Source organism: Paenarthrobacter nicotinovorans (genome assembly GCF_007670255.1).
Taxonomy (GTDB): domain Bacteria; phylum Actinomycetota; class Actinomycetes; order Actinomycetales; family Micrococcaceae; genus Arthrobacter; species Arthrobacter nicotinovorans_B.
Map to the genome: position 1 here is coordinate 328,583 of NZ_SZVS01000002.1, position 25,252 is coordinate 353,834.

At 63.8% G+C, this 25,252-nt stretch carries 28 protein-coding genes; 15 read left to right on the forward strand and 13 right to left on the reverse strand.

The genetic code is table 11. The annotated features are described in order from the left end of the window. Window positions 1-4: 4 nt before the first annotated feature. The 6 genes from FDP28_RS04330 to FDP28_RS04355 are packed head-to-tail and all read left to right on the forward strand — an operon-like array spanning window position 5 to window position 4,533. Window positions 5-925 carry a DUF2797 domain-containing protein gene (locus FDP28_RS04330; protein ID WP_144659370.1) on the forward strand — a complete coding sequence of 307 codons (921 nt, stop codon included), beginning with the start codon at window positions 5-7 and terminating at the stop codon, window positions 923-925. Window positions 926-945: 20 nt separating this feature from the next. Then, window positions 946-1,170 (forward strand): DUF3188 domain-containing protein, encoded by a 225-nt coding sequence (locus FDP28_RS04335; protein WP_144659371.1) that lies wholly within the window; start codon window positions 946-948, stop codon window positions 1,168-1,170. 53 nt (window positions 1,171-1,223) lie between these two features. Next, window positions 1,224-1,673: a MaoC family dehydratase N-terminal domain-containing protein gene (locus tag FDP28_RS04340; RefSeq protein WP_144659372.1), complete on the forward strand. Its 450-nt coding sequence runs from the start codon at window positions 1,224-1,226 to the stop codon at window positions 1,671-1,673. A 2-nt stretch (window positions 1,674-1,675) separates the two neighbouring features. Continuing rightward, window positions 1,676-2,113 (forward strand): MaoC family dehydratase, encoded by a 438-nt coding sequence (locus FDP28_RS04345; protein ID WP_144659373.1) that lies wholly within the window; start codon window positions 1,676-1,678, stop codon window positions 2,111-2,113. 41 nt (window positions 2,114-2,154) lie between these two features. Then, the gene (locus FDP28_RS04350; protein ID WP_144659684.1) at window positions 2,155-3,456 is read left to right on the forward strand and encodes an MFS transporter; all 1,302 of its coding nucleotides are present in this window, start codon (window positions 2,155-2,157) and stop codon (window positions 3,454-3,456) included. A 9-nt stretch (window positions 3,457-3,465) separates the two neighbouring features. Continuing rightward, the gene (locus tag FDP28_RS04355) at window positions 3,466-4,533 is read left to right on the forward strand and encodes a UDP-N-acetylmuramate dehydrogenase (RefSeq protein ID WP_144659374.1); all 1,068 of its coding nucleotides are present in this window, start codon (window positions 3,466-3,468) and stop codon (window positions 4,531-4,533) included. Between the two features lie 16 nt (window positions 4,534-4,549). Here the strand turns inward: FDP28_RS04355 and FDP28_RS04360 are convergent, their stop codons facing one another. Continuing rightward, the gene (locus FDP28_RS04360; RefSeq protein WP_144659375.1) at window positions 4,550-5,029 is read right to left on the reverse strand and encodes a hypothetical protein; all 480 of its coding nucleotides are present in this window, start codon (window positions 5,027-5,029) and stop codon (window positions 4,550-4,552) included. An 85-nt stretch (window positions 5,030-5,114) separates the two neighbouring features. On the opposite strand from FDP28_RS04360, the gene FDP28_RS04365 reads away from it, so the two are divergent. Together FDP28_RS04365 and FDP28_RS04370 are read left to right on the forward strand one after the other, a co-directional pair. Then, complete coding sequence (locus tag FDP28_RS04365; protein WP_144659376.1) at window positions 5,115-6,236, forward strand: winged helix DNA-binding domain-containing protein; 1,122 nt, start codon at window positions 5,115-5,117, stop codon at window positions 6,234-6,236. A 506-nt stretch (window positions 6,237-6,742) separates the two neighbouring features. Continuing rightward, the gene (locus FDP28_RS04370) at window positions 6,743-7,432 is read left to right on the forward strand and encodes an endonuclease domain-containing protein (RefSeq protein WP_260842329.1); all 690 of its coding nucleotides are present in this window, start codon (window positions 6,743-6,745) and stop codon (window positions 7,430-7,432) included. Between the two features lie 19 nt (window positions 7,433-7,451). On the opposite strand, the gene asd is transcribed toward FDP28_RS04370, so the two are convergent. From asd to FDP28_RS04425, 11 genes are all read right to left on the reverse strand, one after another. Then, the gene (gene asd / locus FDP28_RS04375) at window positions 7,452-8,594 is read right to left on the reverse strand and encodes an aspartate-semialdehyde dehydrogenase (protein ID WP_144659378.1); all 1,143 of its coding nucleotides are present in this window, start codon (window positions 8,592-8,594) and stop codon (window positions 7,452-7,454) included. 95 nt (window positions 8,595-8,689) lie between these two features. Beyond that, the gene (locus tag FDP28_RS04380) at window positions 8,690-9,091 is read right to left on the reverse strand and encodes a hypothetical protein (RefSeq protein WP_144659379.1); all 402 of its coding nucleotides are present in this window, start codon (window positions 9,089-9,091) and stop codon (window positions 8,690-8,692) included. A 24-nt stretch (window positions 9,092-9,115) separates the two neighbouring features. Continuing rightward, window positions 9,116-9,355: an NF038396 family protein gene (locus FDP28_RS04385; protein ID WP_144659380.1), complete on the reverse strand. Its 240-nt coding sequence runs from the start codon at window positions 9,353-9,355 to the stop codon at window positions 9,116-9,118. A gap of 10 nt (window positions 9,356-9,365) precedes the next feature. Continuing rightward, entirely contained in the window at window positions 9,366-9,962 is a 597-nt protein-coding gene (locus FDP28_RS04390) for a dihydrofolate reductase (protein ID WP_144659381.1), read from the reverse strand. Further along, entirely contained in the window at window positions 9,959-10,762 is an 804-nt protein-coding gene (locus FDP28_RS04395; RefSeq protein WP_144659382.1) for a thymidylate synthase, read from the reverse strand. Before FDP28_RS04395 ends, FDP28_RS04390 begins: the two co-directional genes overlap by 4 nt. Next, window positions 10,759-11,157, reverse strand: coding sequence for a GntR family transcriptional regulator (locus tag FDP28_RS04400; protein ID WP_144659383.1), 399 nt, complete (start codon window positions 11,155-11,157; stop codon window positions 10,759-10,761). Before FDP28_RS04400 ends, FDP28_RS04395 begins: the two co-directional genes overlap by 4 nt. Further along, entirely contained in the window at window positions 11,154-12,806 is a 1,653-nt protein-coding gene (locus tag FDP28_RS04405; RefSeq protein ID WP_144659384.1) for a hypothetical protein, read from the reverse strand. Before FDP28_RS04405 ends, FDP28_RS04400 begins: the two co-directional genes overlap by 4 nt. Before the next feature lie 74 nt (window positions 12,807-12,880). Continuing rightward, the gene (locus FDP28_RS04410; protein ID WP_144659385.1) at window positions 12,881-13,849 is read right to left on the reverse strand and encodes an NUDIX hydrolase; all 969 of its coding nucleotides are present in this window, start codon (window positions 13,847-13,849) and stop codon (window positions 12,881-12,883) included. Window positions 13,850-13,857: 8 nt separating this feature from the next. Continuing rightward, on the reverse strand, window positions 13,858-16,107 hold the full coding sequence (locus FDP28_RS04415; protein WP_144659386.1) for an RNA degradosome polyphosphate kinase: 2,250 nt from the start codon (window positions 16,105-16,107) through the stop codon (window positions 13,858-13,860). A 104-nt stretch (window positions 16,108-16,211) separates the two neighbouring features. Further along, entirely contained in the window at window positions 16,212-17,183 is a 972-nt protein-coding gene (gene mshD, locus FDP28_RS04420; RefSeq protein ID WP_144659387.1) for a mycothiol synthase, read from the reverse strand. Window positions 17,184-17,395: 212 nt separating this feature from the next. Beyond that, window positions 17,396-18,094, reverse strand: a complete 699-nt coding sequence (locus tag FDP28_RS04425) for a winged helix-turn-helix transcriptional regulator (protein ID WP_018776718.1) — start codon at window positions 18,092-18,094, stop codon at window positions 17,396-17,398. Window positions 18,095-18,357: 263 nt separating this feature from the next. Between FDP28_RS04425 and FDP28_RS04430 the strand changes: the two genes are divergently transcribed. From FDP28_RS04430 to FDP28_RS04460, 7 genes are all read left to right on the forward strand, one after another. Continuing rightward, on the forward strand, window positions 18,358-19,092 hold the full coding sequence (locus tag FDP28_RS04430) for a permease (protein WP_144659388.1): 735 nt from the start codon (window positions 18,358-18,360) through the stop codon (window positions 19,090-19,092). Window positions 19,093-19,258: 166 nt separating this feature from the next. Next, window positions 19,259-19,858, forward strand: a complete 600-nt coding sequence (locus FDP28_RS04435) for a nitrobindin family protein (RefSeq protein WP_018776715.1) — start codon at window positions 19,259-19,261, stop codon at window positions 19,856-19,858. 65 nt (window positions 19,859-19,923) lie between these two features. Then, window positions 19,924-20,640: a flavodoxin family protein gene (locus FDP28_RS04440; RefSeq protein WP_260842330.1), complete on the forward strand. Its 717-nt coding sequence runs from the start codon at window positions 19,924-19,926 to the stop codon at window positions 20,638-20,640. A gap of 53 nt (window positions 20,641-20,693) precedes the next feature. Continuing rightward, window positions 20,694-21,779, forward strand: a complete 1,086-nt coding sequence (gene ygfZ, locus FDP28_RS04445; protein ID WP_144659390.1) for a CAF17-like 4Fe-4S cluster assembly/insertion protein YgfZ — start codon at window positions 20,694-20,696, stop codon at window positions 21,777-21,779. Then, on the forward strand, window positions 21,776-22,195 hold the full coding sequence (locus FDP28_RS04450; protein ID WP_144659391.1) for an ankyrin repeat domain-containing protein: 420 nt from the start codon (window positions 21,776-21,778) through the stop codon (window positions 22,193-22,195). The genes ygfZ and FDP28_RS04450 overlap by 4 nt, the downstream gene beginning before the upstream one ends. Window positions 22,196-22,318: 123 nt before the next feature. Further along, a complete protein-coding gene (locus FDP28_RS04455; protein ID WP_144659392.1) occupies window positions 22,319-22,948 on the forward strand; it encodes a PadR family transcriptional regulator in 630 nt (209 codons plus the stop codon). Then, window positions 22,932-24,482 carry a DHA2 family efflux MFS transporter permease subunit gene (locus tag FDP28_RS04460; protein WP_144659393.1) on the forward strand — a complete coding sequence of 517 codons (1,551 nt, stop codon included), beginning with the start codon at window positions 22,932-22,934 and terminating at the stop codon, window positions 24,480-24,482. Before FDP28_RS04455 ends, FDP28_RS04460 begins: the two co-directional genes overlap by 17 nt. A gap of 16 nt (window positions 24,483-24,498) precedes the next feature. Here the strand turns inward: FDP28_RS04460 and FDP28_RS04465 are convergent, their stop codons facing one another. Next, a complete protein-coding gene (locus FDP28_RS04465; RefSeq protein ID WP_144659394.1) occupies window positions 24,499-25,248 on the reverse strand; it encodes a GNAT family N-acetyltransferase in 750 nt (249 codons plus the stop codon). Window positions 25,249-25,252: the final 4 nt, after the last annotated feature.

Consider the following 25,252-nt stretch of genomic DNA (forward strand, 5'->3'; position numbering starts at 1 on the left):
CCCCGTGCTGGTCCACGGAGTCGCGTGGGACTCATCATCCCCGGCATTGCGGCTCCACACCCCGGATGGGGAATTCAGTGATGTTGCGTTGGCCCAGGGTTCATCCCTGGGCCTGCGTGTTATGCCCGGTTTGTGGTGCCTTGGCCACGTCAAGGTACATGGTCCGGGCGAGAGGACACATGTTCCCTGTCCTGGCGGTTCTCCTGCCGAACGTGGCAAACAGTGCGGAGCCTGCTTCGCACGGGACGACTCCCGGCTCATGCACGACTTCCACCGCGGCGGCTCCGTGCCACCTGGGCTCCGGTCCTATCTCATGCAGCCGCACTGGCTCTACGTGGCCACTTTCGCCAACGGTGCCAGCAAAGTTGGTACTGCTTCGGCCCGGCGCAAATGGAATCGCCTGGCGGAGCAGGGCGCAGTCCACGCTTCTTATGTTTCGCGCGCTGAAGACGGCCGTGTGGTCCGCGTGCTCGAGGACCTCGTAAGCCGGGACCTTGGCCTCGCCCAGCAGGTCCGTTCGGCAGCAAAGGCGGCATCGCTCGTGGAGCCGCGTGCCGGCGTCGAACTCCAGGCCATCAACCGGAAGCATGCCGCCGACGTGCGTGAATTGCTGTCGGGTCTGGCCATGACGGGGTTCACCGTTGTGGAGGAGGAGTGGGAGCGGCCTGAGTTGGCCCACCAGCTGTGCAGCGCCCGGCCGTCCGGCGCCATCCGCCATCCGTACCCGACAGCGTTCGACGGCGGCGGGCACGGTTTGCGGGTCCACTCACTGTCGGGGGCCATCGCCTTGGCGGGCTTGCCCGACGCCGGGGGCAATGAAGTGGAAGGTACTTTCGTGGCCGACCTCAGCGCCCTGAAAGGGCGACGCATCGAATTCGGGCCCCACACCACGGAGATCCCGGCACTGCAGGATTCGTTGTTCTAGCGCCCCGGTAGACTTGGACGGTGCTTGAACAATTCTGGGCCACCGCCTCAACCGCCTATAAAGTGCTGGTCTTCAGCGCCATGGGGCTGATCGCCGTCGGACTCATCCTGTCCATCCTTGGGAACACCACCGGCAACCAGGCGCTGGCAGTGGCGTCCTTGCCCGTGATCGGCGTCGGACTGATCCTTCACGTCACAGGACTGGTGGTTCGGGGCCAGAAGATCCGCAAGAGCTACAAGAAATAGGCAGCCGGGAGTTCCGCTCTTCCTGCAAGGCCGGTGCCCGATAGGGTTGGTGCATGAGTATCAATCCGGACCTGCAGGGCCGAAGCTACCCTGCCGCAGAGGTATACGACGTCGGCCGTGAAAAAATCCGCGAGTTCGCCAAGGCCGTGAAGGCCAGCAACCCGGCGCACTTCGATGTTGAGGCAGCCAAAGCCCTCGGCCACAGCGACCTCGTAGCACCCCCGACGTTCGCCATCATCATTGCCCAGCGCGCTGATGCCCAACTGGTTGAAGACCCTGAGTCGGGCATCGACTTTTCCCGCGTGGTCCACGCCGATCAGCGGTTCACCCACCACCGCGCCATCGTTGCCGGGGACCGCCTGGTGGCCGAACTCCACGTCGACGGCGTCCGGGCCATGGGCGGGGGAGCCATGATCACCACGCGCTCCGAGATTTCCACGGAGGCAGGCGAAAAAGTCGCCACCACAACCTCGTCCATCCTGGTCCGCGGAGAGGGACAGTAACCATGAGCCACTCATTCGAAGAACTGAGCGTGGGCCAGGAAATTGGCACGCGCAGCATTGACGTCACCCGCCAGGACCTTGTGAAGTACGCAGGAGCTTCCGGCGACTTCAACCCCATCCACTGGAACGAGTCCTTCGCAACGTCCGTGGAACTCCCGGGCGTCATCGCCCACGGCATGTTCACCATGGGTGCGGCCGTGCAGCTGGTGAGCGACTGGGCAGGCGACCCAGCCGCCGTCGTCGACTACCAGACCCGCTTCACCAAGCCCGTAGTAGTCACCGACACCACCGGCACCGATGAAGCAGGCGCTGTTATCGATGTCACCGGCGTGGTGGGAGCGCTCGACGCCGATGCCCGCACCGCCCGGATCGACCTCACCGTGGTGGCTGCCGGACAGAAAGTACTCATGAAGTCGCAGGCGGTTGTGAAGGTCTCTTGAGCCAAGCAAACGACGCACAGCGGCGTGCCACTGCGACGGAAATGTTGCGGTGGCGCGTCGCTGTTCTTGCTTCCTACGCCGCCAGCGGGGTCGCCTTTGCCACCTGGGTGTCCCGGCTGCCGGCGATCCGTGATGGCCTGGACCTGACCCCGGGTGGCATCGGCCTGTTGCTGATGTGCATGACTGTTGCGTCCTTTATCTCGATTTCGGCTTCGGGGCTCATCGTGCTGCGGCTTGGCCCCAAACTGACCACGAGGATCGGCAGTTGCATGGTCGGCACGGGCCTGGTCATCGTGGGCATCGGCACCTCGATCGCTGCCAGCCCGCTCATTGTTGCCGCAGGCCTGGTTGTCCTGGGGCTGGGTACTGCGAGCTGGAACACGGCGTCCAACGTGGAAGGTGCGGCACTCGAACGCGGGCTGGAACGGCACATCATGCCGCACTTGCACGGGGCCTTCAGCCTTGGAACCGTAGCCGCAGCAGGTTTCGGAGCATGGGCAGCCGCAGTGGACATGCCTGTCTTCTGGCACTTCCTGGTGGTGGGCGTAGTGGTTGCGTCCTCGGTTGTCACAGCAAGTTTCTGGTTCCGTGCGGAAAAGTCTGCCCCCGCTGCCGCACCTTACAAGCCCCGTGAGACGGACACCTTCCAGGACCCGTCTACGGGACCTCTGCCCATTGTCAGCGTCCAGCCTTCCGTGGCCTCCGGCTCCGGGGCCGAGGCAGAGACCGCCCCACCGCTGGACAACAAGCGGCTTGTCGCCCTCGCCTGGCGCGACCGCCGTACCCTTCTGATCGGGGTCTTGGTCCTTGGGTTGGCCTTGGCAGAAGGCGCTGCGGGAGACTGGGTGGCTTTGGCGCTGGCCGATGGGCACGGGCAAAGCGACGCGGCGGGCGCTGTGGGTTATGGCGTGTTTGTCACGTTCATGACTGTTGGCCGGTTCACCGGAACTGTCGTGCTCGACCGGTTCGGGCGCGTACGGGTGATGCGCTGGTGCTCCGCCACCGCCGTCGTGGGTCTTGCACTTTTCGTATTTTCCCCGGTTCCTTGGCTTGCCTTCGTGGCGTTGGCGGTGTGGGGCCTTGGTGCTTCGCTGGGCTTCCCGGTCGGCATGTCCGCCGCGGCGGATGATCCCGTCCATGCAGCCGCCCGCGTCTCCGTGGTGTCGACCATTGGATACGGCGCGTTCCTGTGCGGGCCGCCCCTCCTCGGACTGCTGGCCGAGCATTTCGGCATCCTCCACTCCCTGCTGGCGCCCCTGCTCCTGCTGGTGGTCAGCTTCTTCCTGGCGCCGCTGGCCGGCAAGCAGAAAGCAGCGTCCGTGGAGTCCAGCGAATCCCGTTAGGCTTGATTGGTGACCCAGATGCTTCTTTCAGAATTGACCACAGCTGCCGTCGGCGGCCCCGCAGGGAACTATGTCGAAGCCCGCACCGAAGCAGAAATCATCGAGGCCGTCCGCTCGGCAGATGCTGCGGGGGAGAAACTCCTGATCATCGGTGGAGGGTCCAACCTGCTGATCTCCGATGACGGCTACCCGGGTACCGTCCTGAAGATCGCTTCCGAGGGTTTCACCGTGAACTCCGAGGACAGCTGCGGAGGTGTCTCCGTGGTGGTCCAGGCGGGCCACAACTGGGATGCGTTGGTGGAGTACTCCGTGCTGCATGCGTGGTCGGGCCTGGAAGCTCTCTCCGGCATTCCGGGCGCCACGGGCGCAACCCCGGTGCAAAACGTGGGAGCCTACGGAGCAGACGTTTCCCAAACCATTGCCGCAGTGCGGACCTGGGACAGGGAGCGCAACGCCGTCCAGACCTTCACCAATTCGGAGTTGAAGTTCGGCTACCGGGATTCGATCCTGAAGCAAACCACTGTTGAAGGATCCCCGCGGTACGTGGTGCTGACAGTGGAATTCCAGCTGCCGCTGGGCCGCATGAGTGCCCCGATCCGCTACGCCGAGTTGGCGCGGGCCCTGGGTGTCGAGGTTGGAAAGCGTGCCTACTCCAACGATGTCCGCCGTGAAGTTCTCCGGCTCCGGGCATCCAAGGGCATGGTCCTCGATGCCGCCGACCGCGACACGTTCTCCACGGGATCCTTCTTCACCAACCCCATCGTCCCCGCCGGGCGCGCCGAGGAACTCCCGGAGAATGCTCCGAAGTACCCTGCTGGATCGGACGGCTTGGTGAAACTCTCTGCTGCATGGTTGATCGACCAAGCCGGCTTCGGGAAGGGCTTCGGCCTGGAGGAGTCCAGCGTTTCGGGCGGCCGTGCTTCCCTGTCCACCAAGCACACCCTTGCCATTACCAACAGGGGCTCGGCGTCGGCTGCGGACATGGTGGCCATCGCGCGTGAGGTGAGGGCCGGCGTCGTCGAACGTTTTGGTATTGAGCTGCACCCGGAGCCTCTGCTGATCGGCGTCAGCCTGTAGCCAACAGCGCCTGCGCTTAGCGGGTCCGGCGTTCGGCGATGGGGAGCACCTTGTTCAGCAGCAGGAAGGTGAGCCCGCAGCTGACCGATCCCAACAAAAAGATCTGGCTGAAGGCGATGCTCTGCGGCGACGGCCCACTGGGCATGAACAAGCCTGCGGTGGCGAAGCCAACCAGCCCCAGGAGCAACACTATGGCCCCCAACAGGAAGCTGCGCACTTGCGCTGCGGCTGCAGGGTAGTACCAGGGCTCGGGGGCATCATCGTGGCGATCCGAGAGGGGCTGGCTGGCCGCTGCGGTTCCTATCAGCAACGCCGCGGCAGCAGTCGACACCAAGCTGATGGTCTGGATGGCTTGCATGGAGGGGGAGAGGCTGACGCCGGTTCCGACCGCAACTATCAGCCCGGCACCAAGCCCGACCAGCGTGCAGAACCAGCCGGCGGTAGCCAACCACCGGCTCAGCGGCCGCACGAGCGGAGCAAGATCACCAAAAAGCATGGAACCATCCTAGGAGCCGCTGCTGGGTGACGGCTGGGAGGCGCGGCAAGGTTCCCTGTGCTTGTTGCTGCTTTTAGGATGAAGCATGCCTGCACCCCTTACTCCGCGCGTCCTGGGCCGATTGCGGCTCGCCAGCCAAGGCTTGTTGGGTGGCGGTTTTTCCACTGTTCCCGAGGCCGTCCGCTGGATGACGGCCATGCAGGCGCAGGATCTCGGCTCGGCATTATGGGCGGTAGGCCAGCGTGTGCCCGGGATCGCGGCCTCGGATGTGCGCGCCGCGCTCGACGCCGGGACGGTGGTCCGATCGTGGCCGATGCGGGGCACCTTGCATCTGCTGGCCCCTGAGGACCTCCGCTGGATTTTGGGTATCACCAGTGGACGGCTGATGAACGCCGTGGCGGGGCGCCACCGCGAGCTCTCCATCACCCCCGACGACATCGCCCACTGCCGGGACATTGCTTTCAAGACCACCGAAGTCCTCAGGGCGGAGGGCGCGCCGGGTGCGACCCGGGAGCAGCTTTTCCAGGCTTTCGAGGAAGCCGGCCAGCCCACCAAGGCGCAGCGCGGCATCCATCTGCTTGGGAGCCTCTGTCAACGCGCGTGGCTCGTTCAAGGGCCGATGGCGGTTTCCAACGGGAAGGTCGGGGTGCAGCAACTCTTCGTACCGTTGGATGAATGGATCCCGGAGTCCCGCGACCTTGGCCGTGAGGAAGGCATCGCCGAGTTGCTCTTCCGGTACGTCAGGAGCCGGGGGCCGGCGACGGTGAAGGATTTCTCCTGGTGGAGCCAGATTCCCCTGACGGAGGCCCGCGCCGCCCTCGATGCGGTCCGGGACCGCCTGGTTGAGCTGCAGATTGGCGGTGCCGGCTATTGGCTTTCGCCCGAGTCAGCGGCAATACTCGACGACGGCGTTCCCGGCTCGCGCTCGTTGCTGGCTCTGCCCGGGTTCGACGAGTACCTGCTGGGCTACCAGGACCGCAGCTTGGTCCTGGATCCTGAATTCGCCGAGCTCGTGGTGCCTGGAAAGAACGGGGTATTCAAGCGGATCATCGTCTCCGGGGGCGAGGTTATCGGGACGTGGAGCAGGACTGTGAGTGGCAAGAACGTCGGCGTCGAGCCTGAGCCGTTCGCGGGGACGTTGGGTCCGGCGGCGGAGCGTTCCTTCCAGGCCCAGGGCCGTGCGTATCTGAAGTTCATGGCCGGCTGATCCGCCGCTGCGGGTCAAAGTCGTTGTCGGCCCGCTTTTACGTTGTAGCCCAACGACGTTGGTGCGGGTCCGCGACGTTATTAGGGGGGCTGCGCGCCAAGGGCCGTCTCCGCACCGGCGTGGTTTGATGCAGCACTTGTCCACATACGGCGGAAAAGGGATGTCCTGACATCCCTGGATCAACTCACGATGAATGCATGCAATCGCGAAAACTGGATGCACTGATAGCCGCCAATTGGCCTGACAGCACCATTGCTGTTACGTCGGAACTCGCAGGAAAAGTCTTGGGCGACCGCGTGCTGACAGCGGGTGTGCGCTCCGGCAAGCTTATTCGGGTAAGACGGGGCGCATACGCCCGAAGCTCAGACTGGCGTCGCCGACCTCCCTGGGAGCAGGACCTGCTGAGAATCCAAGCACACCAGCTTAGTTCGCGCTCGGCCAGTCTCTACAGCCATGCCAGTGCCGCGCGCCTGCATGGATGCGCACCGTGGGATGGTGGGCCCCTGGTGCACGTCACCACGCCGTTCTCGCCGTCCCAGGCAAGTTCCGGGGAGGATGTACAGGCACATGGTGGAGCGCTGGAAGCTGCCGAGATTGTTGAGATCCTGACGCCTTGGGGGCGACGCGCCAGAGTGTCGAGCCTGGAGCGCACTGTCGTCGATTGTGCCCGGACCCTGGAATTCGAACGGGCACTGGTGGTCGCAGACCAAGCCCTTCGTAGAGGGGCGGATCCGGTGTTGATTCAGGCTTATGTGGACGGGGGCCGGATCACCAGAGGCGCTCGACGCTTGCGGCGGGTGCTGGACGCAATGGATGGCCGTTCCGAATCCGTGGGCGAGACCCGGACGCGTGCTCTTTTGGAGAGGCTGGGAATCCCGGAAGCCGTGCTTCAGCTCGAAGTCGATACTCCCATCGGTCGCTACCGCGGAGACTTCGGATGGCCCGACAGCAAAGTCATTCTCGAGTTCGACGGCCGCACCAAGTACTTCGACTATGCGCCCACTGACGAGGTGGTTTTTCAGGAACGGAGACGTGAGAAAGCACTCAAAGCCTTGGGCTGGGACGTTATCCGAATCGAGTGGCAGGATCTCGGCAGGCCGTGGGAAGTGGAGCGGCAAGTGAAGACTGCCTTGTCGAGGCCAGAACGTCGAAAACCCGCTGTTCCGTTGCAGGGCAGCAACGGAACAGCGGGTTAGGGACGTGATAATGCCTGGGTTAGAGCTTGCCCGTCACAATGTTGAGCATGCGGCGCAGCGGTTCGGCCGCACCCCACAGGAGCTGGTCGCCCACGGTAAAGGCACTGATGTACTCCGGACCCATCTCGAGCTTGCGGATACGGCCAACAGGGATGTCCAGGGTGCCGGAAGCTGCAACCGGGGTCAGGTCCGCCATGGAGGCTTCCTTGGTGTTGGGCACAACCTTGGCCCACTCGTTGTCCTTGGCCAGGAGGTTCTCGATCTCCGTGACGGACAGGTCTTCGCGAAGCTTCAGCGTCAGAGCCTGCGAGTGCGAACGCATGGCACCGATGCGGACACAGAGCCCGTCCATGGCGATGTGTTCCTTGCCCGGGGTTCCCTTGGACGTGCCAAGGATCTTGTTGGTCTCGACCCCGGCCTTCCATTCTTCCTTGGACTGGCCGTTGCCGAGGTCGGCGTCGATCCAAGGAATCAGGGAACCGGCCAACGGAACTCCGAACTGGGTGGCGTCAACGCCGGTGCGCTGCGTGGCGAGGACCTTGCGGTCGATCTCCAGGATGGCCGATGCCGGATCCTCGAGTTCGCTGCTGACCTCGTTGTTCAGGGTTCCGAACTGGTTCAGGAGTTCGCGCATGTGGCGCGCGCCGCCGCCGGAAGCGGCCTGGTACGTCATGGACGTACCCCACTCGACGAGGTTGTTCTTGAAGAGGCCGCCAAGGCCCATCAACATGCAGGAAACCGTACAGTTTCCGCCGATGAAGTCCTTCACACCGCCGGACAGCCCGGCGTCGATGACGTCGCGGTTGATGGGGTCCAGCACGATGATCGAGTCGTCGTTCATGCGCAGGGTGGAGGCAGCGTCGATCCAGAGGCCGTCCCAGCCGCGGCTGCGGAGTTCGCTGTGGACCTGCTTGGTGTAATCGCCGCCCTGGGCGGTGACAATAATCGGCAGCTTGGCAAGCGTCTCAATATCGAACGCATCCTCGAGCTTGCCGGCCCCATCAGCGAAGGACGGGGCGGCACCTCCTGCGTTCGAGGTGGAGAAAAATACCGGGTTGATGTTGGCGAAGTCGTTCTCTTCCTGCATGCGCTGCATCAGGACGGAGCCGACCATGCCACGCCAACCGACCAGTCCTACGGACGGATTAGCTGCTGTAGTCATTCTCCAAGTCTAAACTTTTGGAGCAGACTGCCGCTGTTGGTTACGTCACGCACCCAAAGCACGACGCCGGCACTCGCCACAGCGATTGAGCGGACTCAGTCGCGGGGAGTGTTACGCCGGGTTGGCAGTTCGATGGTTTTGCAGTTCTGCTTCCGAAGGCGCGAGGCTTTGCGTTCCTTGAAATACAGGAACCAGGCAGTGGGGACGAGCCAGAGGCCGACGACGATGGTAAAGACAATCTGTACCCAATTGATTTCTTCGGTGCCATCGACAAAAAGCTTCACCATCAACACGCCTACCACCGCCATGATCAACGTGATGAGGATGCTGAGAAAGAGAAGTCCACCCGCTGAGTTGATGGGTTTGACGGCACTGCCGACGTCCCCTTTGTAGACCCCATACTCTTCAACTGTCAGGCCTTGGCGTTCGGCCTCGGCCTCGATCTGCCGTGCGTAGTATCCCTGTCGGTGTCTGCGACGGCGCTCTGGTGGGGTCATGAAAGTGGGCTCTCGGCCGCGAGCCTAGAGGCCGGCGTCGGGTCCTTGCAGTGCCTCGTGCTCCTGCAGCAAAGCGGCCTTCCGCTTGCGCAGGGCAAAGAATGCACCAAACGTGAACACCTGCGTGACAACAACCAGGACGATGATGCCCACGATCTTGTTGCCGCCAAGAATCATGGTCAGCCCAACAATGGCCGAGAGCAGTGCGAACAGCGGCAGCAGCATGTAGCCCAGCACGAAGAGGGTTTCGGGTTTTTTCAGCATGTGGGCTTTCCTAGCTTTCGTTCCGGCGCCACGTGGTGAACCGGTAGTTGGTGCCGTTCTTGGAGGTGAGCCAGCCTTCGGCGGGCGCTACGGTGTCGAAGGTCCAGTCATCGCCGAGTTCGGGTGCATAGGTGTCACCTTCGACGTCGGTGTCGATGATGGTGATGACTGCAATGTTGGCGATGCCCATGGACTGGCGGTATATCTCCCCGCCGCCGACGATCCAGACCTTCTGGCCGCCCGGCGCAAACTGGGATTCCAGCAGTGCCTCCTCCAGTGAAGAAACGACGACGGCGCCCTGCGCCTCCGGACTCTCAGCCCACTTTTCATTGCGGGTCACCACGATGTTGGTCCGGCCCGGGAGGGGACGGTACTTTGCGGGGAAGGATTCCCAGGTCCGACGGCCCATGATGACCGGGTGTCCGGTGGTGATCTGGCTGAAGTGCTTCATGTCTTCGGGCAACTGCCACGGCATGGTGCCGTCCTTGCCGATGACACCGGACGTGGTTTGGGCCCAGATCATGCCGATGCCGGTCATCTTGGCAGCGGTTTCCCGGGTGAAGATGACGCCGGGGAGCTGGTCCGGGGCGGAGGAAGAGTCGCTCATACCGCGATCGGCGCCTTGATGGTGGGGTGGTGGCGATAGTTGACCACTTCGAAGTCGTCGAGCGTGTAGTCAAAGATCGAGTCGGGCTTGCGCAGGAGCTTCAACTGCGGGTACTCGTACGGCTCGCGGCTGAGCTGCTCGCTCACCTGCTCCACGTGGTTGTCGTAAACGTGCACATCGCCGCCGGTCCACACGAATTCGCCGGGTTCCAGACCCAGCTGCTGCGCCACCATGAGCGTCAGGAGCGCGTAGGAGGCAATGTTGAACGGGACGCCCAGGAAGGTATCGGCCGAGCGCTGGTACAGCTGGCAGGACAGCTTGCCATCGGCCACGTAGAACTGGAAGAACGCGTGGCACGGCGGCAGGGCCATGTCCTTGAGTTCGGAGACGTTCCACGCGGAGACAATGTGCCGCCGGGAATCGGGGTTTGCGGCGAGGCTCTTCATGACCTCGGAGATCTGGTCGATGTGGCCGCCATCCGGGGTGGGCCAGCTGCGCCACTGGACACCGTAAACGGGACCGAGCTCGCCGTCCGCATCTGCCCATTCGTCCCAGATGGACACGCCCTGGTCCTGCATCCACTTCACGTTCGAGTCCCCGCGCAGGAACCACAGCAGCTCCACTGCGACGGACTTGAAATGGACCCGCTTGGTGGTGATGAGCGGGAAGCTTTCGGCGAGATCGAACCTCAACTGGCGTCCGAACACGCTGCGCGTTCCCGTGCCGGTACGGTCGGATTTGTGCGTGCCGTTGGCCATGACGTCGCGCAGGAGGTCTTCATACGGGGTGGGGATGCTCACGGCTCAAGCTTACTTGTTCGGGCAAGCTGGCCTCTAAGCAGATCCACGAGCGTTTCGTCACCCACACCCGCGCGCCGCGCCGTCCGGATTAAGCCGTCGACGGCGGCAATCACCTCCGCGTCTGCCCCTGCGGTGCCGTTTGGCACGGCAGGCGGCCCGACGACGACAGTCCCGTTCCGGCGTCGTGATTCAATCAGTCCGGACTGCTCAAGTTCTTTGTACGCCCGCGCTACCGTACCCGCCGCGATCCCGAGGTCCGCCGCAAGGCTCCGCACCGTGGGCAGGCGGCTTCCGGGTGCCAGGACCCCGACGGCGATCAGGGAGCTGAGCTGTCTACGGATCTGTTCGTAGGGCGGGACGGGGTCCGCGAGGTCGATGGTGATCCCGGCGGTCACTGGGCGCGTTCCGCAGTCGGAGCGGGCTTGCTGCGGGGGATGGCACGGAAAAGGCTCCGGACCGGCGTCACCGCGACGGCGATGGCCGCAACCGCAAGGACGACTCCTGCCATGTACACAGGACTCGGTCCCAGTTGATTGAACGCCGGGAAGAGCGTTCCCCAGGCCTCGGCGCTGCCAAGCAGCATCACCGCGGATTGGGCCAGGAAGAAGGCTGCCAGCGTCCGGACGATCCTGAACATCGTGATGGCACGCAGCGCGGCATCAAGTCCGCGGTTTTCCCCGGGTTCGGGAAGACCACGACGACGGCGCGTGGCCAGGATCGCTGCGGCACCCACCAGCCCAACCCCAAACGTGAGGGCGAGGTAGGCCGGCCATGTAGGTGACCCGACCAGGAGTGCCTGGGCAGTGGCGGTCATGACGATGGTCACGACAAATACGGCAGCCGAAATGATGGCGAAGGTGAGCAGCCCCTTCGATACTGCCTGCCGCGGCCAAGCCGGGGGTTCGTCGGGAACCCCGTAATTGCGGGCGATCAGCAGCTCGCCCGCGGCAATGGTGAGCAGGACCAGTGCGGCCGTCACGGAGACGACGATTACTGGACCAAGGGAGTCTTGGCCTTGTATGGGGAAGAAACCGAACCAGAACACCAAAGCCAGGAGAGGCAAGACGCCGGCGACTCCAAGGACGGCACCAAGGGACACACTGAGTTTCGCTGCGCCGTGCGTGCGGGGATCGGCGCGAAGAGCGGCGCCACTGGTGAATTTCCGGGCGGCGTGGAGGGACGGAAGAACGGGCACCTTCCACCACCACATGACCAGCAGAACGGCCATGTTTACTGCTCCCAGGGCGTTGAACCACGACGACTGCCACGTGGCGCCCGGCGCGGGAAGGGCGGCGTAGTTGCCGGCGATGGCCGCCAAACCCGCAGCAATGGTGGATACGGTTCGCAGGAGGCGGTTGGCCGCGATGGCCCGGAGGATGAGGTTGTCCTCGCTGCTGAGGGTTTCCAGTTGGCGGCGCCGTGCAATGAGCACCAGGACCAGCCACGTACCCACCGCGAGTACCAGCAGGGCCCCACCGAGCCAGCCGGCCACTTCCGAACCCGCGATCCGGCCGTCCTGGCCCTGCCCAACGTAGCCGGTGTTGTAGTCCGGGAGCTGCCTGGGAGTCGTGTCGGGAGCTACTGGAGCGTAGGCGGGAAGTGCTGCAATCGAGCCTATGCCTACGGCCGCGTAGACGAATATGCCGGCCGTCCAGAAGGTGAGTTTTCGAGGCAGGAAGTCGCGGATCCTGCGGACTGTTAGTTCAGCGTACCGGCGGGCTGCCTTGGGGCCTGGGTAGCTCCACTGGCCCAAGGCATGAACGGTCAAGGCCGCAAGGACGGGCCAAGCGAGGGCCGTGAATATCTGATCCGGAGCAGTGGGTGCGTTCGACGCCGATGCTGAGGGGTTCGCCTTGAGAATGCCGGTACTCATGGCCCCTTGCAGGGAACTGGCCATCCAGCCGATGATGCCGACCCAGAGCCCATGCGATTCCACGGACTTGGCATCGGGCCTGGACCAGACCTGCACCCTGAGGAAAAGGTAGACGAGCACGGCGCCAACCAGAGGTCCAAGGAGCAGGAGCGGCGGCAAGTAGAAAGACAATGTAAGACCCCCCAAGTCTTCGAATCAATGTGTCAAGTATTTGATACAAAGACCCGGGGGTCAACCATGCGGCCCTAGTCGTCGAAAGGCTTGACCTGCTCCACGGAGACGATCTTCCGCTCGGATCCCCGCGCCACCTGGCACACAACAACCTCGCCGGGCGAAAGGTAAGGGTCCGCCGCCGGCAGGGCAGCGCGCAGGTTCTGCGGCATATGCTGCCCCAGCTGCTTCAAGGCAGTGGGCAGGGCCGGCCGGTGCGTACACACCGCGACGGGAAGCTGCTTGTCGAACAACGCCTCGATGGCGGCGGCAGTCTTTTTGGGGGAGCGCTGGTGGTGGTGTTCGGTCAGGGCCTCCACCAGTTTGACCTTGGCACCGGAAGCTTTCGCATAGGGTGCGATGGTTGCGACGCAGCGTGCCCAGGGACTGGAGACCAACCGCTGCGGCTTCCAGACATTGAGCAGGCGCTGCACGGCAACGGCCTGCCGCTGGCCCGTGGCCGCCAAAGGACGGTCACCCTCCGCCTTCGTCCACGAGGACCTCGGCTTGGCTTTCGCATGACGGATCAAAATCAGGGGCCACGTGTCCAACTCGCCGCGGACGTGGGCCTTCTCCAGATACTCCAAAGGCTTCACATCCGTGGGGTTGCTGAGGAAGGATGCGGCCCGGTCCGGGCTGCACCACATCACGCTGTCCACTTCCTTGCCGTCGGGACGCAGAGGTTCGCCGTTGACCTTGGCAGCCCAGTACTGGACCACTTTCAGGCCGGCGGATACGTGGTAGTGAATGGCGGGCAGGGGAATGCCCAACGGTGCGCGGAGTCCTATCTCTTCCCACACCTCACGCGCGGCGCACTCAGGAACTGTTTCGCCGGCGTCGAGCTTTCCTTTGGGCCACGACCAATCGTCGTAGCGGGGCCGGTGGATCAACAGAACCTCCAAGGCGCCCTTGTTGACGCGCCAGGGAATGGCGCCGGCAGCCACAACGGCAACCGGCTCGCCGGGGTGGTCTGTTTGATCCTCCACGGGAGTATCGCTGTTCAACTCGGTCCTTACCTACGTGCCGATGCGCGCTGGCGTGAACGCGACTCCAGCAACCACGACTGCATGTCCAGAAGCGGCTTGCCGTTCTCATCCAGGTGGTGCCTGGTCCAGTGTCCCTGGTTGTCCAGGTGCCAGCTGGCCGTTCCGTCGTCTACATAGCGGCGCATCAGGTCCATGACCGTCGTGATGTCCTCCTTGCTGGCGAGCTGCACCAGGGCCTCCACACGGCGATCCAGGTTGCGGTGCATCATGTCGGCCGAACCGATGTACACCACAGGGTCACCGCCATTGCCGAAGGCAAACACGCGTGAGTGTTCAAGGAAGCGGCCCAGGATCGACCTGACGGTGATGTTCTCGCTCAGGCCGGGAACGCCCGGGCGGAGGGAGCAGATGCCGCGCACCACTACGTCCACCTTTACCCCTGCCTGCGAAGCACGGTAGAGGGCGTCGATGATGGCCTCGTCAACCATGGAGTTGACCTTGATCTGCACCAGGCCGGGAATGCCGGCACGGGCGTTGCGGATCTCGGTTTCAATCCGGTCCACCAGGCCCGCACGAACCGAGCGCGGCGCCACAAGGAGCCTCTTGAAGGTGGACTTCGGGGCATAGCCGGACAACTGGTTGAAAAGCTTGGAAAGGTCCTCGCCCACCTGTTCGTTGGCGGTTAGCAAGCCAAGGTCTTCGTAGTAACGGGCGGTCCGTGGGTGGTAGTTACCGGTGCCAATGTGGCAGTAGCGTCGCAGGCCATCAACTTCCTGGCGCACCACCAGGGACAGCTTGCAGTGGGTTTTGAGGCCAACGATGCCGTACACCACGTGGACGCCTGCCTGTTCCAGCTTCCGGGCCCATGAGATGTTCGCTTGCTCGTCAAAGCGTGCCTTGATTTCCACGAGGGCCAGGACCTGCTTGCCGGCCTCCGCGGCGTCAATCAAGGCATCCACGATCGGGGAGTCGCCCGAGGTCCGGTACAGGGTCTGCTTGATGGCCTGGACCTTGGGATCGGCCGCGGCCTGCTCAAGGAAAGCCTGCACGGAGGTCGAGAAGGAGTCATAGGGGTGGTGGAGCAGGATGTCCCTGCGCCGCATCGCCGCGAAGACGTTGGCAGCCTTGGAGGTCTCGGACTCGTTGAGGTAACGAGAGGTGTGCGGAACGTGCTTCGGGTAGTGGAGGTCGGCGCGGTCAATGCTGCTGATCGCGGACAAGCCACGAAGGTCCAGCGGCGCGGGCACGGAGTAGACCTCGGACTCTTCGACACCGAGTTCCCGGATGAGCAGGGCCTTGATGTTCGGGTTGATGTCCGTGGTCACTTCCAGGCGCACGGGAGGACCGAAACGGCGGCGCAGCAATTCCTTCTCCAGGGCCTGCAGGAGGTTCTCGGCGTCGTCCTCTTCGACTTCGAGGTCCTCGTTGCGGGTGACGCGGAAAGTGTGGTGCTCCAGGACTTCCATGCCCGGGAAGAGCTTGTCCAGGTGGACAGCGATGACTTCTTCCAGCGCGATGAACCTGGCAACACGGCCCGGAATGGCGCCTGCGCGGGGTCCGTCCACGGAGATGAGGCGGGGCAGCTGGTCCGGAACCTTGACGCGGGCGAAGAGTTCCTTGTCGCTGATTGGGTTGCTGACAATCACTGCCAGGTTCAGCGAAAGCCCTGAAATGTAGGGGAACGGGTGGGCCGGGTCCACCGCCAGGGGAGTCAGGATGGGGAAGACCTTCTCCTGGAACATGGCGCTGATCCGGTGGCGGGCGTCGTCATCTAGCTCATCCCAGTGCATGAGGTGGATGTGTTCGTACGCCAAGGCCGGACGGATCTGCTCGGCAAAGACGCGGGCATGGCGTTCCTGCAGCTTGTGGGCCTCTTCACTGATCTGTTCGAGCACCTCGATGGGGCTGAGACCGGCGGGCGAGGGCACCGCAAGCCCGGTTGCGATACGCCGCTTGAGCCCGGCCACGCGAACCATGAAGAACTCGTCCAGGTTGGAAGCGAAGATCGAGAGGAAGTTGACCCGTTCCAGCAGGAACAGATCGGGATCCTCGGCCAGTTCCAGCACGCGGGAGTTGAAGGCAAGCCAGCTGAGCTCGCGGTCAAGGAAGCGGTCCGGGGAGATGTCGCCTTCCGGCTCCAGGCTTGGCGCAAATTCGGGGATGTCGATGCGGTCCTGGGTGGCCCGCGAGGCCGGTACTTCCGACGATCCGAAGCGTGAGGGCAGTGTGGCCCCCTTAGAGGTGGATCCGGCGATGCCGACGGGGTCCGGCTGCATGGGGCTCTCCTAAGCTCAGGACTGGGTTTGTCTCCCACATTACAAGCAATCGCGGTATGCGAATCCATAGAGCCGCCGCCTTTCCCCGCGACGATCCCAGCTGGTTATTTTTTCGTCAACGGACCGTACATCACATCGGTGTCCCAGCGGACGAAGCCGAGTTTCTGGTATAGGGCCACGGCAGCCTGATTGTCGGCGTCGACGTACAGCATCACCGCGTGGAGACCTTTGTCCTGGAGATGCCTGATTCCGGCTACGGTGAGTGCCTTGCCGAGCCCCAAACCCTGCGCAGCCGGGGTCACGCCCACCACGTAGACTTCACCGATTTCCGGGTGCGTTCCTTGCCGGGGGTGCACTTTCGTCCAGTGGAATCCCAGGAGTTCACCGGCGTCATTGACCGCCAGGAGGAAACCTTCGGGGTCAAACCAGTCTTCGGCCTTGCGTGCCTCAAGGTCTGCGAGGGTCAGGGCTCCCTGCTCCGGGTGGTGGGCAAAGGCGGCGCGGTTGGCGGCCAACCAGGCCTGCTCGTCCTCGCCCGGCACGAAGGCGCGGATCGAAACTCCGTCCGGGAGGCCGGCGTCGGGCAATGCGGACGTCGAGGACATCAGCCTCATCTTCCGCAACTCCCGCATCGGACCGTAACCGTACCGGGTGGCCAGTTGGGCGGCGGCCTCGTGGTTGCCGTGAGACCATGCGCTCAGCCCGTCAAGGCCGCGTTGCTGCTGAAGGGCGTCCAGAAGCCGCCCGGCCACGCCCCGGTTGCGGTAGCTGGGGTGGACGGCCAGCTCCAGCACGCCGCTTCCGTCCTGAGCTTCAACGACGACGGCGATTCCCGCCAGGTCTTCGGCGGTCGCCGGATCCGAGTCCTCGTCCGGGGCATACAGCGCGAAGGACAGCACCGAGTGGTCTCCCGCGTCGGCTCCCCGCAGCATGACCATGGTCTGCTCGGACAGGGGCGGGTTGCCGTCCGACTCCTCGGCCGCGGCGGTGAGGCTCTTGAAGTCGTGGAGGAGTTCGCCGTCCACAGCGCCTTTGATGATCAGTACGGGCCAGTTTTCCGGATGCGCTTGACTCATGATGCAAGGCTATACGCCCCGGGCTGTCCCGGTGATTTGAAGTCCCGGCCCAACGGCTGTAGTGTCGTTATCTCATTCGGCTTCGGCCGGGTACAGGGGGGATCCACCAGTGGGGTGGCCTCGATACGTTCGACCCGTATGTCCTCCACCATTGCAGCAAAGTAAAGGCCGGGATCCGTGGGGATCCCGGCCTTTGCTGTTGAATCTGTGTCTCAGGCTTCGGAGAGTTCGTCGTCGGGCAACCGCACCAGCGTAAGCCTGTATCCGACGTTGCGGACCGTGCTGATGAGGTTTTCGTGGTCCACGCCCAGCTTGGCGCGAAGTCGACGGATATGGACATCCACCGTCCGCGTGCCGCCGTAGTAGTCATAACCCCACACTTCGGTCAGCAACTGTTGGCGGGTAAACACGCGGCCAGGGTGCTGAGCAAGGTACTTGAGGAGTTCGAACTCCTTGAACGTCAGGTTCAGGGGCTGGCCGCTGACCCGTGCGGTATAGCTGGCTTCGTCGATAACGACGCCGGCAGCCCGGATCTCCGTTTGGGTCTCCTCTTCGCCGGGGACGGCACGCGCCATGGCAAGCCTGATGCGGGCTTCCACCTCGGCCGGTCCGGCGGAGTCGAGCACGATGTCGTCCACGGCCCAGGCTGAAGAAACGGCAGCCATGCCGCCTTCCGTGAGGATCAGCATCAGGGGAGCGCTCAGCCCTGTGGCCTTGAGCAGTTGGGTCAACGAGCGGGCTCCCACCAGGTCCTTGCGGGCATCCAGGAAAACGATGTCCGTGGGGTCGGTTTCGAGCAAGGCGGTCGGTTCTGCCGGGAGGATGTGCACACGGTGGTTCAACAACTCCAAGGCAGGCAGAATGTCCACCGATGACCCGGTGCTGTTCGTCAGGAGCAGGATGTGCGACATAGTTCCTCCAATGGGCTGTACGCGCATCATCGGGCGTCGAAGCCGGAGTTCCACCGGCCGGTCCCAGCGCCTTCCGGCCCTTGCCCGTTGTGACGGGATGGAGGCCAGGACAGTGCGCTGTTGAAGTCTGAGTATACCCATCAGTGCCCTGCGACACAGGGATTCGTGACGGGCAGGCAGGGCAATTACGACATATTGGGCAGGTATAGGGCAGGATTGTCGAGAGGCCGTAGAGGGCGCATCGGATTGAGGTCGAGCACACAGTGAAGTCTTGGAGTATCGGGGTATTTGGACTCGTGGCGCTCGCGGCCATCGTGGCCGGCACCTTCATTTCCCGGGAAGTCATGGTGGGGGTGGGCATCGCGGCCTCGGCGGCGGTGGGCATCGGCTGGCCTCACTTCCTGGGAGTCCCGGCCAAGAAGACCCTGGCAGCTGTCATCGCGTTCTCCGGTGCGGGCTCGGCAGTAGCGGCCGCCTACTTTCCGGCCCCCGGCTTCCTTGAGGGGACGCCGGCTTTTGTTGCCCTGGGCGTGATGGCCGTGTTCGTTGTCCAACTCGTCAGGGGTACGGGCCAGGCCCAGCGCCTGGAATCGACCCTGGGCTGCAGTGCCGGTGTGTTGTTGAACTGCCTCGGTGCAGGCTGGATAGCCAGCGCCCGGTTCAACGGTGTCAGGGAAATGGTCCTGGTGGCGGGCTTGAGCGCGGCTGTTGCCCTTCTGGTGGGCATCATCCGTTGGCCCGATCGCATCGTGGCTCCGCTTGGTGTGGTCATGGCGGGCCTCATGGGTCCGCTGGCGGGACTCGTTTTCTCCGACATCGCAGTCCTGCCCGCCGCCCTGGTAGGCGTGGTCGTGGGTTCGGTGCTGGTGTGCTTCCGGCGCATGACCACTCTTCGGCGGGGCAGGCTCAATCTGCCCGCCGCGGTGGGCATGGGAGTCGCCCCGGTCTGGGCCGTAGGCGCCTTGGTGTACTTCATAGACAAACTACTCATCTACTAACGGTTAGGATGGCATCATGTCTGTACTCGCATTTGAAATCTTCTTCCTCGTTCTCCTGGGCCTTGCCAGCGTCGCCATGGCGTGGTTCGCAGGATTCGTCGTCTACCGCCTTTTCAAGGGCCAGAAGTAAACCTTCTGTCTCTGCAGCCCAACCGAGGTAACTGTTGTGCCTATTGAAATCCCCACAGACCTGACGCCCGAACTCGTCCCCCTTTCCTGGCTCATTGGTGAGTGGGAGGGCCGTGGTCGGCTCGGCAGCGGCGACGAGGATTCCGAACACTTCGTCCAGCACGTTTCCTTCACCCACAACGGTCTGCCGTACTTGCAGTACCGGGCCGAAACCTGGATCAGCGACGACGCTGGCGCAAAGTTGCGCCCGTTGACGGTGGAGACCGGCTTCTGGGCGCTGGAGCGCAAGCTTGAGGAAGGCGACGGCGGCCCCGGGCTGATTCCTGCCGACATCGTTCCGGTGCTCAAGACGGCCGACGAAGTCGAAGAACGCCGCAACAAGGACGGCGGCTTCGACATCTCAGTATCGATCGCCCACCCCGGTGGCATCACCGAGCTCTACTACGGCCAGATCAAGGGTCCCCAGATCCAACTGAGCACTGACATGGTGATGCGCGGGAGCCACTCCAAGGAATACACTGCAGCCACCCGGATCTTCGGTTTGGTGGACGGCAACCTCCTGTGGCGCTGGGATGTCGCAGCCAACGGCAAGACCCTCGAAGCCCACGCATCGGCGTTCCTGCACAAGGTCTCGTAACCCAGGTTTCCTGACCCTCGGGGTTCACCGTACGTTCCATGAAGCAACGGCAAAAGGAGCAGAAAGTGAACGATAAACCGACGGGCTACGAGGGTCTCAAGGCCCTCTTTTTCAACGGCACGCTGAAGCCATCCCCGCAGCTGAGCAACACCGACGGCCTGATCCGGATCAGCCGGGACATCATGGAGAAACAAGGTGTCACCACCCGCCTTGTACGGACGGTGGACCATGACATCGCCAGCGGTGTCTACCCGGACATGCGTGAGCATGGGTGGAAGACGGACGAGTGGCCGGACCTCTATCCCGCGGTCCAAGACGCGGACATCGTGGTGGTTGCCGGCCCCATCTGGTTGGGCGACAACTCGTCCCAAACGAAGAAACTCATCGAGCGCCTGTACGCCCACTCCGGCGAGCTCAACAGCAAGGGCCAGTGGGCGTTCTATCCGAAGGTAGGCGGCTGCCTGATCACGGGCAACGAGGACGGCATCAAGCACTGTTCCATGAACGTCTTGTACAGCCTCCAGCACATCGGGTTCACCATCCCGCCGCAGGCAGACGCAGGCTGGATCGGTCCCGTAGGCCCCGGACCCAGCTATTTGGATGAAGGATCGGGCGGACCGGAGAGTGATTTTACTAACAGGAACACCACTTTCATGACCTGGAACCTGCTCCACATGGCCAAGCTCCTGAGGGATGCGGGCGGCATTCCCGCCTACGGCAACCTGCCGGAGGAATGGAAAGCCGGCACCCGGTTCGACTTCGACAACCCGGAATACCGCTGAACCGGATTACCCCGGTCTGGAATACCTCAAAGCCGCTAGGACTTCTACTGGATATGACTTACAAGAGCCCTCTGTTGTCGCGCCCCGGCGCAGTCGAAGACACCGGCCTGGATGCCGGCGTCGCTGCCCACTACGGCGAACCGTTGCGCGAGCAGCGCGCCTTGGCGGCAGGCACCGCCGTCGTGGATCTTTCGCACCGTGGCGTGGTCACGGTGTCCGGACCCGACCGTCTCAGCTGGCTCAACACCCTGTCCTCGCAGCAGCTGACAAACCTGCAGCCGAACGTCGCCAGCGAGCTGCTGCTGCTCAGCGTCCAGGGCCGCATCGAATTCGATGCGCGGGTTATTGACGACGGCGGTACAACCTGGCTTATCGTCGAAGCGGCGGAAGCGGAACCCCTCGCGGAATGGCTGAACAAGATGAAGTTCATGCTGCGCGTGGAGATCGCCAATGTCAGCGGGGAATGGGCCGTGGTTGGTTCCACCAAGCCAGTGGATCGCTTTGCCGGCCGCCTCGTATGGGAAGATCCGTGGCCGCGGGTGTCGCCCGGTGGGTACTCGTACAGCTTGGTTCCGGAGGAGTCGCATCCGGGCCTTGAACGTCCCTGGTTCGAATACCTGGTCCCTGCAGCGGAACTTGAGGCCGCCGTCGAAGGCCTGCCGCTGGCCGGCGCGATGGCAGCGGACGCCCTTCGGATCGCGGCCTGGCGTCCTCGCCTCGGAGCGGAAACCGACGACAAGACCATCCCACATGAACTGGACCTGATCCGGACCTCGGTCCACCTCAACAAGGGCTGCTACAAGGGCCAGGAAACCATAGCGCGCGTGCACAACCTCGGGCACCCGCCCCGTCGGCTGGTATTCCTGCAACTCGACGGTTCCCAGCACACCTTGCCGGCGGTGGGCAGTGTTGTCTTTGCCGGGGAACGCAAGGTCGGTACTCTGACATCGGTGGCGCAGCACTTCGAGATGGGACCTGTGGCCTTGGCCGTGATCAAGCGCTCCGTTTCGGCGGAGGAGACCTTGACCGTGATGGACGGCGATGAGCCCTACGTCGCAGCCCAGGAAGTGATCGTCGCCCCCGACGCCGGCCAGGTGGTCGGGCGCCAGACCGGATTCCTGAAGGGACCCCACCGATGAGCCACACTGATGGTGCCGATGCCACGAACGCCGGGACCGGCCCGGATGATGAGACCTTGGCCTTGGCCCACGCACTGTTCGACGCCGCACGCGAAGGCGACGCCGGGCTGCTCCGAAGCTATTTGAACGCCGGAGCCCCGGCCACCCTCACCAACGCTGCGGGCGACTCGCTGCTCATGCTCGCGGCCTACCATGGGCACGAGGATGCCGTGCAGCTGATCATTCACCACGGCGCCGATGTCAACGCCGCCAATGACCGGGGACAGACACCGCTTGCCGGTGCCGTTTTCAAGGGATACGTGGGGGTCGCCAGGGCGTTGCTGGACGCGGGAGCGGATCCCGACGCCGGGACGCCCAGCGCCCGGGACGCCGCCACGATGTTCGCCCGGACCGAAATCCTGTCACTGCTCGGCTGATTTGTCCGGCTTGAGCCATCCCGTCACGTAACCCCGGCTGTTGATACAGCCGGGGTTACTTGCGCCCAGATATTCCACGTGGAATAGTTGTTGTGGAATAACATCACGTGGAAGGGGATGGCTATGGCCAAAAGTGCCGGGTTGACGCCGCTGGGCGTCGCCTCGTTGGCTCTTCTCGCCGAACAGCCGATGCATCCCTACGAGATGTACCAAGTACTAATGGCCCGCCATGAGGACCGGCTGGTCAAAGTGCGTCCCGGTACGCTGTACCACGCCGTGGGCCGGCTCGAGGAGGGCGGACTCGTGGAAGCGACCGGGACCGGCCGGGAAGGTAAGCGGCCCGAGCGGACCACCTACCGGATCACCCCGGCTGGACATGCGGCCTTGGATTCGCGGCTGCAAGCCATGCTGGCCACGCCCGTCAACGAGTACCCCGTCTTTCCCCATGCCATAGCCGAAGCCCACCACCTTCCGGCGGGTGTGGTGACCGGCCTCCTGGAAGAGCGGGTGGTTGCCTTGAGTGCCGATCTCGACTTCCTGCTCCGCGCGCAGGAGGCCGTCACCGCCAAGGGCCTCGAGCGCAAGTACTGGATCGACATCACCTACCAACAAGCCATGCTTCGAACCGAGATCGCGTGGATCCGCGAACTCCTGGAGGAGTTGGGCACCGGGCAGCTGCCTTGGGACGAACCCCGCCCTGCCCCGACCGAACTTTCACACAAGCCGAAGGAACCCCTTGGAAAACATAGCTAAGCCATGGCCCGCGCTGTGGTCACTCGTGGTTGGCTTCTTCATGATCCTTATCGACACCACCATCGTGTCGGTCGCGAACCCGCGGATCATGGAGGGCCTGAACACTGACATCAACGCCGTCATCTGGGTAACCAGCGCCTACTTGCTGGCCTACGCAGTGCCCCTTCTCATCACCGGCAGGCTGGGTGACCGCTTCGGCCCCAAAAACCTGTACCTCATCGGCCTGGTCGTCTTCACCCTGGCATCCCTGTGGTGCGGACTCTCCGGCGATGTGACCATGTTGATCGCCGCCAGGGCCGTGCAGGGCTTCGGCGCGGCCATGATGACTCCGCAAACCATGGCAGTCATCACCCGGATCTTCCCGCCGGACCGCCGAGGCGCCGCCATGGGGCTTTGGGGCGCCACGGCAGGCATGGCCGTCCTGGTCGGCCCGATCCTGGGCGGCGTGTTGGTGGACAGCCTCGGCTGGGAGTGGATCTTCTTCGTCAACGTTCCCATCGGACTCGTAGCCTTCATCCTGGTGACCCGGTTCGTTCCCAAGCTGACCACGCACAGCCACTCTTTCGACATTCTGGGCGTAGTCCTTTCTGCCGTGGGCATGTTCCTGCTGGTCTTCGGAATCCAGGAAGGCCAGACCTACAAGTGGGGCACCGTCAACGGGTTCATCTCGGTCTGGGGCCTGATCATCACGGGTCTGGCAGTCCTTGTGGTCTTTGTCCTGTGGCAGTGGATCCTGGAGCGTCGTGGCGGCGAGCCACTGCTTCCGCTGGGCCTGTTCAAAGAGCGGAACTTCTCCCTTGGCAACGCCACCATCATGGCCGTTGGTTTCACCGTGACGGCGTTCCCGTTGCCCACCATCTTCTATTACCAGACAGTCCGGGGCCTGACGCCCACGCAGTCGGCACTGCTCATGATCCCGATGGCAGTCATCTCCGGTGCGCTGGCCCCGTTCGTGGGCAAGCTGATCGACCGCGCCAACCCCCGCTGGTTCGCCGCGTTCGGCCTGGTCTGCCTCTCCGGGGCACTGTTCTGGACGGCTTCCTTGCTGGGCCCGGACACGCCCATCTGGATGTTCCTGCTGCCCAGCGCACTGCAGGGTGTTGCCAACGCCTTCATTTGGGGACCGGTGTCCAATGCGACTACCCGCAACCTGGAACCGCGCCAGGCCGGCGCTGGATCCGGCGTCTTCAACACCACCCGCCAGATCGGTGCAGTACTCGGCTCAGCCGCAATCGCCGCGTTGATCCAGTCGCGCCTGGCAGCCGAGCTCCCGGCAGCACCTGCCGGAGCGCCCGTCGGCGAGGTCTCGATGGGCGGCACCCTGCCGGAGTTCCTGCACGCGGGATTCTCGACGGCGATGAGCCAGTCCATCCTGTTGCCCGCCTTCGCGATCCTGCTGGCCGCCGTCGTCGCCCTGTTCTTCGGTAAGCCGAAGGCAGTATCGGGCTGGGGCGCCAAACCGGCCGCCCAAACCGAGGCAGCCGCCGTCGAAGGAACCACCCCGCAAGAAGCCAACACCCAAGCGCAGCACTAGCCCAGAGGCGGGGGAGTCAGCCCAGGAGTACGCTCGCGTGGAGCCCGCCCGTTGCGAAGCCAAGGCTGCGGGCCATCGCGAGTGCTCCTGTATTGCTGACGTCGGCCTTCCATTGAAGGGTCAGCCCGGCGGCAAGTGCTTCGTGGGCGGCGATGGAGGCAGCCAGGGTTCCGATTCCGCGCCTGCGCCACGGGGGAGCCACCAGCACTCCCATGTTGGCAAGGATGCCCTCCCACTCCCCATAAGCTCCACAGGCCACCGGGGTGGGCTGTTCCTCTTCCGGATGCATGATGGTGAAACGGTGTTCGAGACCTTGAAGGCCCACTTCATTCACGTCATCCGGCGGGCATAGCCCCTCCAAGGTGATGGCCTCGGGGTTGCCGTGTGAGACCGTGAGGTCCTCGGAGGGCTGCTGCAGGGGCAGGTCATCGGCGAAGAACAGTGCCGACGATCCGAGTCCGTGCCCGCCGTGCGAGCGGGTGAGGGTCAGCAGCGTGACATGCTGGGCGAGTTCGGTATCAGGGACGTCTTTGGCGGCGTCCAATGCCCACTGCGGGCCCACCAAGGCCGAGACGCCAAACAAGCGCAGGAAAACCAGTGCCCGCGCTGAGTCATCAACCCGGGTCATCCTGCTGGTGGGGGCGCCCGGAGCAGTCCCGCCAGAGGTGAGGGCGGCAGCAGCGCCGGCGAAAGCGTCGTCGTCGAAACCTAAATGGCGAGCCCACGCCAGCTGGATGATGGCAGCGGACGTGGGCTCCAGAGTCATGGAT

Coding starts and splice junctions, on each gene's coding strand:
- FDP28_RS04450 (WP_144659391.1), top strand. CDS start 21,776: ATGAGCCACACTGATGGTGCCGATGCCACGAACGCCGGGACCGGCCCG.
- FDP28_RS04360 (WP_144659375.1), bottom strand. CDS start 5,029: ATGCTTTTTGGTGATCTTGCTCCGCTCGTGCGGCCGCTGAGCCGGTGG.
- FDP28_RS04465 (WP_144659394.1), bottom strand. CDS start 25,248: ATGACTCTGGAGCCCACGTCCGCTGCCATCATCCAGCTGGCGTGGGCT.
- FDP28_RS04380 (WP_144659379.1), bottom strand. CDS start 9,091: ATGACCCCACCAGAGCGCCGTCGCAGACACCGACAGGGATACTACGCA.
- FDP28_RS04340 (WP_144659372.1), top strand. CDS start 1,224: ATGAGTATCAATCCGGACCTGCAGGGCCGAAGCTACCCTGCCGCAGAG.
- FDP28_RS04365 (WP_144659376.1), top strand. CDS start 5,115: ATGCCTGCACCCCTTACTCCGCGCGTCCTGGGCCGATTGCGGCTCGCC.
- FDP28_RS04390 (WP_144659381.1), bottom strand. CDS start 9,962: ATGAGCGACTCTTCCTCCGCCCCGGACCAGCTCCCCGGCGTCATCTTC.
- mshD (WP_144659387.1), bottom strand. CDS start 17,183: ATGAGTCAAGCGCATCCGGAAAACTGGCCCGTACTGATCATCAAAGGC.
- ygfZ (WP_144659390.1), top strand. CDS start 20,694: ATGACTTACAAGAGCCCTCTGTTGTCGCGCCCCGGCGCAGTCGAAGAC.
- FDP28_RS04350 (WP_144659684.1), top strand. CDS start 2,155: ATGTTGCGGTGGCGCGTCGCTGTTCTTGCTTCCTACGCCGCCAGCGGG.
- FDP28_RS04455 (WP_144659392.1), top strand. CDS start 22,319: ATGGCCAAAAGTGCCGGGTTGACGCCGCTGGGCGTCGCCTCGTTGGCT.
- FDP28_RS04385 (WP_144659380.1), bottom strand. CDS start 9,355: ATGCTGAAAAAACCCGAAACCCTCTTCGTGCTGGGCTACATGCTGCTG.
- FDP28_RS04425 (WP_018776718.1), bottom strand. CDS start 18,094: ATGTCGCACATCCTGCTCCTGACGAACAGCACCGGGTCATCGGTGGAC.
- FDP28_RS04415 (WP_144659386.1), bottom strand. CDS start 16,107: ATGCAGCCGGACCCCGTCGGCATCGCCGGATCCACCTCTAAGGGGGCC.
- FDP28_RS04345 (WP_144659373.1), top strand. CDS start 1,676: ATGAGCCACTCATTCGAAGAACTGAGCGTGGGCCAGGAAATTGGCACG.
- asd (WP_144659378.1), bottom strand. CDS start 8,594: ATGACTACAGCAGCTAATCCGTCCGTAGGACTGGTCGGTTGGCGTGGC.